Origin of the sequence: Leifsonia sp. ZF2019 (assembly GCF_019924635.1) — a bacterium.
Classification (GTDB): domain Bacteria; phylum Actinomycetota; class Actinomycetes; order Actinomycetales; family Microbacteriaceae; genus Leifsonia.
Map to the genome: position 1 here is coordinate 3,007,434 of NZ_CP065037.1, position 12,171 is coordinate 3,019,604.

The 12,171-nt window shown below is 71.1% G+C and carries 15 protein-coding genes; 9 read left to right on the top strand and 6 right to left on the bottom strand.

The window, feature by feature from the left end; translation table 11 throughout:
• Positions 1 to 8 precede the first annotated feature (8 nt).
• Positions 9 to 1,346, bottom strand: coding sequence for an MFS transporter (locus tag IT072_RS14790; RefSeq protein WP_223357620.1), 1,338 nt, complete (start codon positions 1,344 to 1,346; stop codon positions 9 to 11).
• Positions 1,343 to 1,927, bottom strand: a complete 585-nt coding sequence (locus IT072_RS14795; protein WP_223357621.1) for an ArsR/SmtB family transcription factor — start codon at positions 1,925 to 1,927, stop codon at positions 1,343 to 1,345. Before IT072_RS14795 ends, IT072_RS14790 begins: the two co-directional genes overlap by 4 nt.
• 75 nt (positions 1,928 to 2,002) lie before the next feature.
• Here IT072_RS14795 and IT072_RS14800 point away from each other — a divergent pair, with 75 nt between their 5' ends.
• The 3 genes from IT072_RS14800 (at position 2,003) to IT072_RS14810 (ending at position 5,616) form a co-directional block, all read left to right on the top strand.
• On the top strand, positions 2,003 to 3,448 hold the full coding sequence (locus IT072_RS14800; protein ID WP_223357622.1) for an MDR family MFS transporter: 1,446 nt from the start codon (positions 2,003 to 2,005) through the stop codon (positions 3,446 to 3,448).
• A gap of 144 nt (positions 3,449 to 3,592) precedes the next feature.
• Positions 3,593 to 4,348, top strand: coding sequence for a FadR/GntR family transcriptional regulator (locus tag IT072_RS14805; protein ID WP_223357623.1), 756 nt, complete (start codon positions 3,593 to 3,595; stop codon positions 4,346 to 4,348).
• Between the two features lie 11 nt (positions 4,349 to 4,359).
• On the top strand, positions 4,360 to 5,616 hold the full coding sequence (locus IT072_RS14810) for an alpha-hydroxy acid oxidase (protein WP_223357624.1): 1,257 nt from the start codon (positions 4,360 to 4,362) through the stop codon (positions 5,614 to 5,616).
• Between the two features lie 23 nt (positions 5,617 to 5,639).
• Here IT072_RS14810 and IT072_RS14815 read toward each other — a convergent pair whose 3' ends face one another.
• Complete coding sequence (locus tag IT072_RS14815) at positions 5,640 to 6,263, bottom strand: G5 domain-containing protein (protein WP_223357625.1); 624 nt, start codon at positions 6,261 to 6,263, stop codon at positions 5,640 to 5,642.
• 79 nt (positions 6,264 to 6,342) lie between these two features.
• Positions 6,343 to 6,969 carry a class I SAM-dependent methyltransferase gene (locus IT072_RS14820; RefSeq protein ID WP_223357626.1) on the bottom strand — a complete coding sequence of 209 codons (627 nt, stop codon included), beginning with the start codon at positions 6,967 to 6,969 and terminating at the stop codon, positions 6,343 to 6,345.
• Between the two features lie 120 nt (positions 6,970 to 7,089).
• Between IT072_RS14820 and IT072_RS14825 the strand changes: the two genes are divergently transcribed.
• A complete protein-coding gene (locus IT072_RS14825; protein WP_223357627.1) occupies positions 7,090 to 7,995 on the top strand; it encodes a DsbA family protein in 906 nt (301 codons plus the stop codon).
• 124 nt (positions 7,996 to 8,119) lie between these two features.
• Positions 8,120 to 8,416, top strand: a complete 297-nt coding sequence (locus IT072_RS14830; protein ID WP_223357628.1) for a hypothetical protein — start codon at positions 8,120 to 8,122, stop codon at positions 8,414 to 8,416.
• On the opposite strand, the gene IT072_RS14835 is transcribed toward IT072_RS14830, so the two are convergent.
• Positions 8,413 to 9,018, bottom strand: a complete 606-nt coding sequence (locus IT072_RS14835) for a TetR/AcrR family transcriptional regulator (RefSeq protein WP_223357629.1) — start codon at positions 9,016 to 9,018, stop codon at positions 8,413 to 8,415. The genes IT072_RS14830 and IT072_RS14835 overlap by 4 nt on opposite strands.
• A 10-nt stretch (positions 9,019 to 9,028) precedes the next feature.
• Complete coding sequence (locus IT072_RS14840) at positions 9,029 to 9,673, bottom strand: TetR/AcrR family transcriptional regulator (RefSeq protein ID WP_223357630.1); 645 nt, start codon at positions 9,671 to 9,673, stop codon at positions 9,029 to 9,031.
• Positions 9,674 to 9,743: 70 nt separating this feature from the next.
• Here IT072_RS14840 and IT072_RS14845 point away from each other — a divergent pair, with 70 nt between their 5' ends.
• From IT072_RS14845 to IT072_RS14860, 4 genes are all read left to right on the top strand, one after another.
• Positions 9,744 to 10,289: a hypothetical protein gene (locus IT072_RS14845; RefSeq protein ID WP_223357631.1), complete on the top strand. Its 546-nt coding sequence runs from the start codon at positions 9,744 to 9,746 to the stop codon at positions 10,287 to 10,289.
• A 77-nt stretch (positions 10,290 to 10,366) separates the two neighbouring features.
• The gene (locus IT072_RS14850) at positions 10,367 to 10,963 is read left to right on the top strand and encodes a DUF6230 family protein (RefSeq protein WP_223357632.1); all 597 of its coding nucleotides are present in this window, start codon (positions 10,367 to 10,369) and stop codon (positions 10,961 to 10,963) included.
• Positions 10,954 to 11,400, top strand: coding sequence for a DUF6114 domain-containing protein (locus IT072_RS14855; protein ID WP_223357633.1), 447 nt, complete (start codon positions 10,954 to 10,956; stop codon positions 11,398 to 11,400). The genes IT072_RS14850 and IT072_RS14855 overlap by 10 nt, the downstream gene beginning before the upstream one ends.
• Positions 11,397 to 12,140: a hypothetical protein gene (locus IT072_RS14860; RefSeq protein WP_223357634.1), complete on the top strand. Its 744-nt coding sequence runs from the start codon at positions 11,397 to 11,399 to the stop codon at positions 12,138 to 12,140. The genes IT072_RS14855 and IT072_RS14860 overlap by 4 nt, the downstream gene beginning before the upstream one ends.
• Positions 12,141 to 12,171: the final 31 nt, after the last annotated feature.

Below are 12,171 nucleotides of genomic sequence, written 5' to 3' on the forward strand. Positions count from 1 at the left end.
CGGACACCCTACGTGCGATTCCCGGAAACACCCGGCATCCCGGGCGGGTTTCGCGGCAAAACGGGGGTGGGCGGTCGCAGCGCCAGCAGCGCGATCACCCCGCACGCCAGATACAGCGCCGCCTGTCCGTCGAGGATCGTGACCACGTCGAACCGTTCGGCGAGGAGGCCGCCCGCCAGGAGGCCGACGCCCTGAGCCGCGCCCGCGACCGTGGTCATCGCGGCGATGACCCGGCCGAGCGCGTGCGGCGGCGTCGCGGTCTGGACCAGTGTGATCTCGCCGGTCGCCGTCGCCACCGCGGGGATGCCCATCGCGATGAAGAGCCCGGCGTAGACCCCGAGGGCGGTCGTGAACGGCGCGAGGTTCCAGGTCAGCAGCGAGAGGAGACCGAACGCCAGGTAGCCGGCCCCGACCAGAGCCCGCGGGGCGAGCCGACGCACCAGCATGCCGGAGAGGAGGCCGCCGAGCACGCCGCCGATCGCCTGGACGCCGCGCAGGAGGCCGACTCCCGCATCCCCGGCGCCGAGGTCCTGCGTGACGTAGACGATGAAGAGGACCAGGAAGAGTCCCTGCGAGACGCTCCCGAGCGCGGTGATGACGGCGAGGGTCCGCAGCGTGCCCGAGCGGCCGATCAGGGCGAGCCCCTCCCGCCACTCGCGCAACAGGCGGCGCTCGACCGCCGCCGGGGCCTCCTCTGCGGCCGGTGTCGTGCGTGGGGAGCGGGGCGTGCGCCGCATGAACGCGACGAGCGCGGCGGTGATGAGGAAGGTCGCGGCATCGGCGACGACGACCCCCGGCAGGCCGCCCGCGGCGAACGCGATCCCGCCGAGCGGGGAGCCGACGAGACGCGCGATGCTGTCGCTCACCGCGATGAGGGCATTGCCGCGGGCGAGCTGATCCGGCTCGACGAGGCTCGGGACGAGCGCTTGGCGCGCGGGGTTGATCACGGCGCCGAGACACGCCTCCACCGCGGCGACCGTGTAGACGATCCACATCCGGTCGGCGGAGGCGGCGAGCAGCGGGAGCAGCGCGACGGCCTGCAGCAGCGCCGTGACGATGATGGTGCGGCGGCGGTCCCAGCGGTCGACGAGCACGCCCAGGAAGGTGCCGAGCAGCAGCATCGGCACAAGCTCGACGAGGAAGACGGTCGACGCGCCGAGGGCGGAGCCGGTCGCGGCGAAGGCGAACAGCGGCAGTGCGATCATCAGCAGCCAGTCGCCGGTGTCGGAGACGAGGCCGGCCGACCAAATCAGCGCATAGTCGCGGCGGAGCAGCGGCGACCGCGAGGCAGGAGGGCGCGGGGAGGCCGACTGCTCGGGCGAGGTCGCCTGGTCACGGGAGGTCATGAGGCGTCCGGGTGACGGAACGCGGCGAGGTGCAGGGCGACGACGTCGCTTCCCTCGGGCGGATCAGCGCGGGTCAGCCCGATGTACGGCCGGATGAGGGCGTCCAGCTTCGTGCCGAGCTCCTTCAGCTCGGCGGGCGTCAGGCGGAGCGCGTAGCCGGACAGCATGCTCGCGTCGCGCCACTCCTCCGGCTGATCGTCCCGCTGCGCCAAAGCGCGGTGTGCCAGTTCGGCCTGATCGTCGATCTGCCGGTCGGCGAGAAGGCGCTCCGCGGTGTCGGCGCCCAGCCGGAAGCCCGGGTCGTCGGTGCGCCCGAACGAGAGCCCGGTGGCCGTGGACTGCCACGGCCGTTCGCGACCGTCGTCGGCCTCCGCCGGCTCCACCAGCCCGAACTTGGCGAGGGAGCGCAGGTGATAGCTGCAGTTGGAGGCCGTGGAGCCGACGGCCTCCGCGCACTCGCTCGCGGTGCGCGGGCCGAACGCCATCAGGTGATCGAGCAGCGCGAGCCGCAGCGGGTGCGCGAGGGCGCGCAGGGCACGCGGGTCGGTGACGGTGCGGCGCTCCGGCGATCTGAAAGACATGTTTCAGATTGTCCACTGCCGCTTCTTTCACGTCAAGACGGGAATGGACGAAACCGCCGCGCGTTGTTCACACGTGTGAACAATCCCACCCACGCGAGTGTCGGCTTCCGGTCCGAGCGCGGCCCCGTCCTGATCGCCCTCATGCTGACGACAGGACTCGTCGCGATCGACTCCACGATCCTGGCGACCGCCGTGCCGTCGATCGTCACCGACCTGGGCGGGTTCTCGCAGTTCCCCTGGCTCTTCTCGGTCTACCTGCTGGCACAGGCCGTCTCGGTCCCCGTCTATGCGAAGCTCGCCGACACCGTCGGCCGCAAGCCTCTGGTCCTCATCGGGATCGGGCTCTTCCTGCTCGGCTCGATCCTGTGCGGCTTCGCCTGGTCGATGCCCGCGCTCATCTTGTTCCGCGTCATCCAGGGCCTCGGCGCGGGGGCCATCCAGCCGATCGCGATCACCATCGCCGGCGACATCTACACGATCACCGAGCGTGCGAAGGTCCAGGGCTACCTCGCCAGCGTCTGGGCGATCTCCTCCGTCGTCGGCCCGACCCTCGGCGGGGTCTTCTCGCAGTTCGTCTCGTGGCGGTGGATCTTCTTCGTCAACATCCCGCTGTGCCTCCTGGCCGCGTGGATGCTCGCGCGCAACTTCCACGAGAACGTCGAACGCCGCCCGCACCGCATCGACTACGCGGGCGCCGCGCTGCTGACCGTCGGAATGAGCCTCCTCATCCTCGCGGTGCTCGAGGGCGGCCAGGCGTGGGCGTGGAACTCGGTGTGGAGCATCGGCGCATTCGTCGTCGGCGGGCTGCTGCTCGTGGCTTTCCTGCTGGTGGAGCGGCGGGCGGCCGAGCCGATCCTGCCGCTCTGGGTGTTCTCGCGACGGCTGCTCGTGACCACGACCCTGATCTCCCTCGGCATCGGCGCCATCCTGATCGGCCTCACCTCGTACGTCCCCACGTACCTGGAGACCACCACCGGCGCTTCCCCGCTGATCGCCGGTCTCGCCGTCGCCGCCCTGACCCTGGGCTGGCCGATCGCGGCGAGCCTCTCCGGCCGGTTCTACCTGCGGATCGGGTTCCGCAGCACGGCGCTGCTCGGCACCTCCATCGCCATCGTCGGCGCGATCGCGCTCGCCGCGACCTCCGTGCACCCGAGCGTCGCGTTCGTCGCGATCAGCTGCTTCGTGGTCGGGCTCGGGATGGGCCTGGTCGCGACCCCGACCCTCATCGCCGCGCAGTCGAGCGTCGCGTGGAACGAACGCGGCGTGGTGACCGGAACCAACATGTTCTCGCGTTCGATCGGCAGTTCGGTCGGCGTCGCCGTGTTCGGCGCGATCGCGAACGCCATCATCGCCTCCTCCGCCGGCGGCGACCACGACCCGGGAACGGTGCAGGCGGCGTCCACGGCGGTGTTCGTCGCCGTCGCGATCGCGGCCGCCCTCACCATCGTCGCCGGCCTCGCGATGCCGCGCTCCCGGGTCGAGGACGTCGAGCTCGGCCACCAGCCCGCCACCGCCGAGTAGCCCGCGCGACCCTCCATCGAGGCGGCGAATAGTGGGCCGTCTCGATGCGAGACGGCCCACTATTCGCCGCCTCGATGGATGTGGGCGGCTCGCAGAGTGCGCGCTAGTGTGGTCTGACCATATGGTCGGACCACAGGAGGGGCGATGACCGCGGAGCCGCGGGCGTGGGAGGGCGTGCTCGCCCACATCGAGGCGCGGCTCGTCGACGGACGGCTCCGGCCGGGCGACCACCTCCCCGCGGAGCGGGCGCTGTCCGCCGAGCTCGGCGTGGGCCGTTCGAGCGTGCGCGAGGCCATCCGCGTGCTGGAGGCGATGGGTCTCGTCCGCACCCAGACCGGCTCGGGACCGACCTCCGGCGCGATCATCGTCGCGCGGCCCGTCGGCGGCATGCAGGCGCTCATGCGGCTCCAGGTCGCGGCCAGCGGCTTCCCCGTCGCCGATGTCGTCCGCACGCGACTGCTGCTCGAGACCGCGGTCGCCGACGAGCTCGCCGAGCGCCCCGGCGCGGTCGGCCTCGCCGATGCCGGGCAGCTGCTCGATGCGATGGACGACCCGGCGCTCACGCCGCAGGAGTTCCTCGCGCTCGACGCGCAGTTCCACCTCGCGCTCGCCGACGCCTCGGGCAACACCGTCGTCGCGGCGACGATGGCGGGCCTCCGCACCTCCATCGAGGGCTACGTGCTCGCCGGCCTCGCCCGCATCACCGACTGGGAGGCCATGGCCGCCCGCCTGCGCGCCGAGCACCGCGCGGTGGTCGAGGCGATCGGAGCAGGCGATGCCGCAGCGGCGCGCACGCGCGTCCACGCGCACATCAGCGGCTACTACCGCGACGCCTTCCCGTCCGACCCCGACTCCGAACCCGCCATCGCCATCACCACCGCCACCCACGAATCCAGATAGGCAGCCCGCACATGGTCACCCGCCAGTTCCCCCAGCCCGCCGAGCTCCTCGAGCTGATGAAGTTCAAGAAGCCGGAGCTCGACGCGAAGAAGCGCCGCCTGCAGGGCGCACTCACGATCGAGGACCTGCAGCGCATCGCCAAGCGCCGCACCCCGAAGGCCGCCTTCGACTACACCGAGGGCGCCGCGGAGGGCGAGCTCTCGCTGGCCCGCGCCCGTCAGGCGTTCCAGGACATCGAGTTCCACCCGTCGATCCTGAAGGACGTGTCGGTCGTCGACACCTCGTGCGAGATCTGGGGCGGCCCCTCCGCCCTCCCGTTCGGCATCGCACCGACCGGCTTCACGCGCCTGATGCAGACCGAGGGCGAGGTCGCGGGCGCCGGAGCCGCCGGAGCCGCAGGCATCCCGTTCACCCTCTCCACGCTCGGCACGACATCCATCGAGGACGTGAAGGCGGCCAATCCGGCCGGCCGCAACTGGTTCCAGCTCTACGTCATGCGCCAACGCGAGATCTCGTACGAGCTCGTGCGCCGCGCCGCCGCGGCCGGATTCGACACCCTGTTCTTCACCGTGGACACGCCGGTCGCCGGCGCTCGCCTGCGCGACAAGCGCAACGGCTTCTCGATCCCGCCGCAGCTCACGCTCGGCACGATCGTCAACGCCATCCCGCGCCCGTGGTGGTGGTACGACTTCCTCACGACGCCCAAGCTGGAGTTCGCGTCGCTGTCGTCGACCGGCGGCACCGTCGGCGACCTGCTCGACGCCGCGATGGACCCGTCGATCAGCTTCGACGACCTGAAGATCATCCGCGACCTGTTCCCGGGCAAGATCGTCGTCAAGGGCGTGCAGAACGTCGAGGACTCCGCCAAGCTGGTCGATCTCGGCGTCGACGGCATCGTGCTCTCGAACCACGGCGGCCGCCAGCTCGACCGCGCGCCCATCCCGTTCCACCTCCTGCCCAAGGTGGTGCAGGAGGTCGGCCACCACACCGAGGTCGCGATCGACACCGGCATCATGAACGGCGCCGACATCGTCGCCGCGTACGCGCTCGGCGCCAAGTTCACCCTCATCGGCCGCGCGTACCTGTACGGCCTGATGGCGGGAGGCCGCGCGGGCGTCGACCGCACCATCCGCATCCTGTCGGACCAGATCGTCCGCACCATGCAGCTGCTCGAGGTCTCGTCGCTCGCCGAGCTGACGCCGGGGCACGTCACCCAGCTGCAGCGCCTCGTGCCGGTCGGCGCGACCAGCTCCGCCGCCGTCCGCTGAGAGGGGCGGCGACGGTGCAGGGGCTACTCGCAGCCGACCCCGTCGCCGTCGCGGTCCAGGTCGTAGATGTCCGTCCCGACGACCTGCACCGGCCCGCTGACGTAGGAGGGTCCGTTGCCGCTGCCGCCGGCGCAGTCGACATCCGAGTCGATCGGGACGCAGGCTCCGGAGTAGTTCGGGTCGCAGGTCCCCTGCTGCTGCGGCGGCGGGGCGGCTTCTGCGGCCGGAGCCGGCTGTCGCGTGCCCACACTCGTGACCTGATCGACGGGCGGTGTGGTCACGGTCTCGGAGACGAGGGTGCGCGACGTCTCCGCCCCGTCGACCAGCGTGACGCTGTACCGGCGCGTGGTGACGCCGTCGCGCCCCTCCGTCGTGACCGAGCGGACGCCGGCATCGAGGCCGGGGTCGTCGACGGTCGTCGACGCGAACGGGAGGGCGACCTCCACGTCGACGGTGGTCACCTCGATCTGCGGCGTGTGCGGCACCGAGGCGGTCGGCACCGACACGAATGAGGAGGCGTCGGACTCGGCGACCTCTGCCGGAGCGCGCCCGCCCGCGGCGTAGGCGGACACACCGACCACGACCGCCAGGGCGGCTGCGGCGGCGGCGATCGGCCAGCCCAGCGTGGTCAGCCTGCGTCGCGTCACGTTCGCTCCTTCGGGTCGTGCTCGCTGCAGTCTGCCGAGTGCGACCGCGCACGGCAAGGACCCGAACGAGGGGCGGACGCTACGCCGACGGGATCCGGGAGACCATGACGAATTCGTTGTACTGGAAGACCTTGCCCGCCGCGCGCGGGAAGGGGAACGAGTAGTGGCGCTCCGGCCGCACACCGATCCTCTCGCTGAGCCGCGCCAGGCCGTCGAAGTCGACGAAGCTGACGTGGGTCGCGTCGCTGCGGTAGCCGACCTCCTGCGGGGTGATGAAGCAGACCCGGCCGCCGGGCTTGATGTACCGGAGGTAGTCCGTCAGCAGGGAGACCGCGAAATCCGCGTCGAGGTGCTCGACCAGATGCGCGGCGAGCATGGAGTCGAAGGCGCCGGGCACCGCGTACTCGGTCGACGGGAACTCGTCGGAGGTGAACGCCGTCAGGCCGCGCGCCCGCGCGATCTCGATCGACGCCGCGTTGTGGTCGACGCCGACCCCGTTGTTGCCGAGGTGCGCGAGGTTGCGGCCCAGTCCGCAGCCGACGTCCAGCACCCGGCCGAGCCGCAGGCGGCGGATGTTCCAGCGGTACGGCGCCTGCACGTTCAGCGTGCGCCTCCACCACGATCCGTCGAGCCGCCGGAGCCGTTCGGCGTACTCGTCGCCCGCCGTGCCCTCGCCCGTGCCTGCGTCCGGCGTCCCGTCCGCCATCAGCTCACGCCATCGTCTGTTCGCATGGCCCTAGGCTAGCGCCGATGCCACCAGCCCTCTCATAGGTAACTACCCCTACGATCGGTGGAGGAATGTCCGCACTCGGATGGGATGAACTGAATGGCAACGGGTAGAGGGGCCTCCGGCCCGAGCAAACGCGACCGTCGCGAAGAGGCGCGCGAGACCGCGCGCCTCATGCGCGAGGAGGCCGCGAAGAAGGCGAAGCGCCGTAAGGTCATCGTCCAGAGCTCCGTGATCGTCGGTGTGCTCGCGGTGCTCACGGTCGTCGGCCTCGTCATCTACTCGAGCGTCAGCGCCTCGACCAACGTCGCCAATCCCAAGAACATGATCAGCGGCGGCATCGTGCTCACCCAGGCCGACCAGGCCGTGACCAGCGCCGCGATCACGGGCGGCGACGCCCCGACGCCGACCACGCAGAAGCTGGACGGCAAGACGGCGCACATCCAGATCTGGCTCGACTACCAGTGCCCCTACTGCGACCAGTTCGAGACGACGAACAGCGACCAGATGAAGAAGATGATGGCCGACGGCACCGCGACCCTCGAGATCCACCCGGTCGCCATCCTCGACTCGCCGACGAACAACAAGTACTCGACGCGGTCCGCCGCCGCCGCCGCGTGCGTGGCCAACTACGACCCGGACAAGTTCTTCGACATCAACAGCGCCTTGTTCGCCAACCAGCCGGATGAGCAGACCGGCACCGGACTCACGAACGCCGAGATCCTGAAGCTGTTCAAGGATGCGGGCGTCGAGTCGAAGGCGATCACCGACTGCGTGAACAACCAGACCTACGCGCAGTTCGTCACCAACCGCACCAAGGAGGCGGTCGCCAGCAAGCAGCTCGCGAACCCCACCAGCGGCGGCTTCGGCACGCCGACCGTGTTCGTCAACGGCGAGCGCTACCAGGGCGGCTTCACCGACGCCACCCAGTTCGCCACGTTCGTCGCCACCGCCGTCAAGGACGCCGGTGACAGCGGCTCGGTCACCTTCCCGAAGAAGAGCTGACCGCTCCCGCACCGCTCGAGAAGGCGGCCGGCTCTCACGGGCCGGCCGCCTTCTGCGTCGCCGCGTGCGGGTGTAGGTTCGCCGCATCGCACCCACCGCATCCCGCAGCGACAGGAGGCCCCGCATGGACCGCATCCCCGAGGACGGCGTCGAGGACGAGCAGTACGGCGACGGAGACGCCGGCGACACCGCGGGCTGGGTCGATCCCGCCGTCGGCGACGTCGACTACGCCGCCGACGACCCCATCGCCGAGGCCGACTTCGCCGACGAGCTCGTCACCACGGACGGCGTCGCCGGCGAGACCGTCTGGGGCAACCCGGCCGGCGGCGAGGCCTCCCCGATCGAGGACGAGCACGACCTCCTGGACGACCCCGACGAGGGCGTGCTGACGGAGGAGGACGTGGAGGAGGAAGGGATCTAGTCCGGCCGGCCGGGAACCGGGATCGCCGCGACCACGCCGCGGGCGCTCCGTTCCAGGAAGCCGACGATCTCGTCGGACGAGAGGTCGGTGCCGAGTGCGCTCTCGACGAGGGCCTCCTCTGCGAAGGCCACCCACGAGCGCAGCGCGATGCGCAGCAGCGGAGTGTCGGGCACGCCGAGTTCGAGGAAGGCCGCGACGACGCGGCCGGCCTGTTCCTCCCGCGCCTCCTCCACGACGGCGCGCACCTCGCTGTCGCCGCTCGCCACGCCGCGCACGAGCGAGTAGAACGTGCCGCGGTGCTCGCGCACGAACCGGACGATGCGCTCGAGCGTGTCGCGGAGGCGCTCGAGCGGGGGCAGCTCTGGCACCGGTTCCGTGGCGTGCAGCATGCTGTCGCGGGCGGTGCGGACGACCTCCCGGTGCAAGCCCTGCTTCGAGCCGAAGTAGTGGAAGAGGAGCGCCCGGGAGACCCCGGCGCGCTCGGAGAGGATGTCGATCGTGAGCGCATCCAGCGGCTCTTCGGCCAGGAGGGTGATGCCGAGCGCCACCAGCTGGGCACGACGCTCGTCCGGAGTGAGCCGGGTGCGCCGATCGGTGGACATGCTGCCCAGCCTAGGCGGCGAGGCGGTCGACCTCGGCGCGGAGGATGTCCAGCGCCCACTCCGGGGATCCGTCGCGCACGAGCAGGTGGAGGGCGAGGCCGTCGACGAGAGCGTGCAGGCGGAGCGCGTCCGTGCCGAGCGCGCGCTCGCGATCGGCGGCGTCCGCACCGGTGTCGTCCCCATCGGCGTCGGCACCCTCGGCGTCGGCACCCTCGGTCCCGGCTTCCCGGCGGAGGAGGCGAACCAGGTGGAGACATGCCCGCGACAGCGCCTGGTCGGCGATGTCGCGGATGCGGGCGAGGCCCGGCACGGCGGGCGCTTCCGCGATGAGCGCGATGTTGACCTCCAGCTCGGCGCGGCCGTCCGCCGTCAGCGGAAGCAGCTCGGCGAGCACGTCGAGCGCGTATTCCCGGGTGTCGGCGCGGCGCGGGAGGGCCTGGATGCGATCGGTGACGCGCTCGACCATCAGCTCGGCGGAGAACTCGATCAACTCGGTCCGCGTCGGGAACAGATGCCGGAGGGACCCGACCGCCACCTTCGCCTCCGCGGCCACGGTGCGAACCGAGACCGCTCCGAGACCCCGATCGGCGATGACGCGCCAGACGGCCTGGGCGAGGTCGGCTTTGCGGGCGTCGTGGTCGATCGTGCGCGGCATGGAATCGGATGCTAGCACGAGCGTGCTAATTTGCTAGTACAATCGTGCTACCAACCAGGGAGGGGTGTCCATGCTCGTCGCCGTGATCATCGCCTGCGAGGTCCTGTTCTGGGTCTTCATCGTCGCGGGGCTCAGTGCTCGCTATCCGCTCCGCCGCCGTCGCCTCGGGGCCGCGCTGCTCGCCCTCGCCCCGGTGACCGACGTGCTGCTCCTGGCCACGACCGCGATCGATCTCGCCGGAGGAGCGACGGCGACAGCAGCGCACGGGATCGCAGCGATCTACCTCGGCCTGTCGGTCGCATACGGGCGCGCGATGATCCGGTGGGCGGACATCCGCTTCGCCCACCGCTTCGCCGACGGTCCTGCCCCGATCAGGCGCACAGGGGCGGACTACACCCGCGCCTGCTGGCGGGATGTGCTCCGCACCCTGCTCGGCGCCGCCATCGCCGCCGGCGTCATCGGCCTGCTCATCCTCGTCGCGGGAGATCCGGAACGCTCACAGGCGGTCGCGGCGTTCCTCCCGATCCTGTGCGTGGTGGTCGGGATCGACACACTGTGGGCGGTCAGCTACACGATCTGGCCGCGTCCGGCCCCTCGAACGGGTGCCACCTATTGACAAACTGTCAATAACGTCTAGGTTTGCTCCTGGACCTGACCGCACTGGCGCTGTCACGGCCCCGAACAGGAGGATCGATGAGGTTTCGAAAGTTCGCCGGCACCCACGGGGGCCGCATCGTGCTCGCCGCCGTGCCCGTCGCCGTGGTGTCGACACTGCTGATGGCGGGAGTCGCGCAGGGAGCCGTGCCCGTGTCGTTCGCCGTCTCGGGCAGTCAATTCCAGATCTCCGCCTCGAAGCTGGAGGGCAGCGGATTCTCGCAGTACGCGGGCGTCGCGCCCGACACTGCGGGCACAGACCACCAGGTCGCGATCGCCAACATCAAGTCGGCGACACTGGCTGACCTCTGCCAGTCGGTCGTCACCGACACCCCGCTCGGCAAGGTCGGCATGCTCATCACCGCGGGCGGGGGCGGTTCGCCCGCCTCGGCCTCCGACCTCCAGATCGGCATGACCGACCTCAAGGGGGACTCGCAGTTCGGCAACATCCGGATCGGCGTCGACGCCTCCGCGGTCAACACGGCCGCCAAGGGCACCGCCGGCGACTTCGCACAGGACGCCGACACCGTCACGATCTCGAACCTGCAGCAGACGGCGTGGAGCACGCAGGCCTCCGTGTTCACCCTCACCGGAATGCACGTGCAGCTGACGGACGGTTCCAAGGGGTGCTTCTGAACGCGACGGCCGCGGCGTCGGACGGCCGGACGGCGGGCGTCGTCCGCGCCCCCTCCGGCTCGCGGCGCGCACGGTTCCGCTCCTGGCGTCGCTCCCGTCCGTTCGTCGGCGGGCTGCTCACGGCGCTCGGCGGCATCGAGCTGTTCTTCTCCGGGCAGCTCGACATCGGCAAGATCCACGTGCAGCTTGGGATCGAGGGCCTCCAGGCGACGATCATCCCGATCGTGCTGGTGCTGCTCGGCGTCCTGGCCGTCGCGATGCCCGCCCACCACGTCTTCTACGGGGTCATCGCCCTCGCGGTCGCCGTGTACTCGCTCGTCGGCGTCAACCTCGGCGGGTTCTTCGTCGGGATGCTGCTGGCCAGCGTCGGAGGCGTGCTCACGGTGGCCTGGATGCCGAAGAAGACCTCGACCGACGCCGGAGACGACGAGCGATGAGCCCGCACGGCAGGCGGACGCGGCCCGGCGTGATGGTCGCCGCTCTGCTGGCGTGCGTGGTCGTCGCCGTGGGCGGTCTCGGCGCGGCGCGCCTCCCGGCCACCGCGCGCAGCGAGTTCTGCATCCCGATCCTGATCCCGTGCTCGACTCCGACGCCGACTCCGACACCGACACCCTCGCCGGGGTCCGGCACAGGAGGCGGCTCGGGCGCGCCGGGCTCACCGCTCGACCCGCTGCTGCCCACGCCGACTCCCACACCGGGCGCTCCGGGCCCGACGCCCTCCGCGCCCGCGACGCCGGCTCCGGCGCCCACCGACGACGCGAGCGCACCGATCTTCACTCAGCCGCCGGCCCAGCTCGGTAGCCAGTCGCTCTCGTTCACCGGGCTCAGCGGTATCGCCGTCGTGAACGTGCCGCTGGCCGACGGCAGCCGCGTCCCCGCGCTGAGGATCTCGGCCGAGAGCATCACGATCGGCGGCTTCAGCCTCACCGTGCGGCATGACACCGGCCCGTCGCTCGCCACCACGGCGGACACGATGACGTTGAAGGGCCACGTGCAGGTCTACCTGAACTCGATCACCGCGACGACAGCCGACGGGCGCTCCCTGACCCTCGGCGCCGACACTCCTCCCCCGGCGGACGGGGTGCCGAACGACCTGCTGCGTGTGACGCTCGGGCTCGTGGGCGCGACGGCCGACTCCATCGTCTACACGAACACGAAGCAGCACCTCTCGGAGTGAGCCCGGCGCGGTGAAGCCGGCGCGGCGACAC

Bases quoted from the DNA above. Each gene is read 5' to 3' on its own strand.
- IT072_RS14820 (WP_223357626.1), bottom strand. From the start codon at position 6,969: ATGGCGGACGGGACGCCGGACGCAGGCACGGGCGAGGGCACGGCGGGC.
- IT072_RS14830 (WP_223357628.1), top strand. From the start codon at position 8,120: ATGGACCGCATCCCCGAGGACGGCGTCGAGGACGAGCAGTACGGCGAC.
- IT072_RS14810 (WP_223357624.1), top strand. From the start codon at position 4,360: ATGGTCACCCGCCAGTTCCCCCAGCCCGCCGAGCTCCTCGAGCTGATG.
- IT072_RS14835 (WP_223357629.1), bottom strand. From the start codon at position 9,018: ATGTCCACCGATCGGCGCACCCGGCTCACTCCGGACGAGCGTCGTGCC.
- IT072_RS14805 (WP_223357623.1), top strand. From the start codon at position 3,593: ATGACCGCGGAGCCGCGGGCGTGGGAGGGCGTGCTCGCCCACATCGAG.
- IT072_RS14825 (WP_223357627.1), top strand. From the start codon at position 7,090: ATGGCAACGGGTAGAGGGGCCTCCGGCCCGAGCAAACGCGACCGTCGC.
- IT072_RS14860 (WP_223357634.1), top strand. From the start codon at position 11,397: ATGAGCCCGCACGGCAGGCGGACGCGGCCCGGCGTGATGGTCGCCGCT.
- IT072_RS14845 (WP_223357631.1), top strand. From the start codon at position 9,744: ATGCTCGTCGCCGTGATCATCGCCTGCGAGGTCCTGTTCTGGGTCTTC.
- IT072_RS14795 (WP_223357621.1), bottom strand. From the start codon at position 1,927: ATGTCTTTCAGATCGCCGGAGCGCCGCACCGTCACCGACCCGCGTGCC.
- IT072_RS14790 (WP_223357620.1), bottom strand. From the start codon at position 1,346: ATGACCTCCCGTGACCAGGCGACCTCGCCCGAGCAGTCGGCCTCCCCG.
- IT072_RS14850 (WP_223357632.1), top strand. From the start codon at position 10,367: ATGAGGTTTCGAAAGTTCGCCGGCACCCACGGGGGCCGCATCGTGCTC.
- IT072_RS14840 (WP_223357630.1), bottom strand. From the start codon at position 9,673: ATGCCGCGCACGATCGACCACGACGCCCGCAAAGCCGACCTCGCCCAG.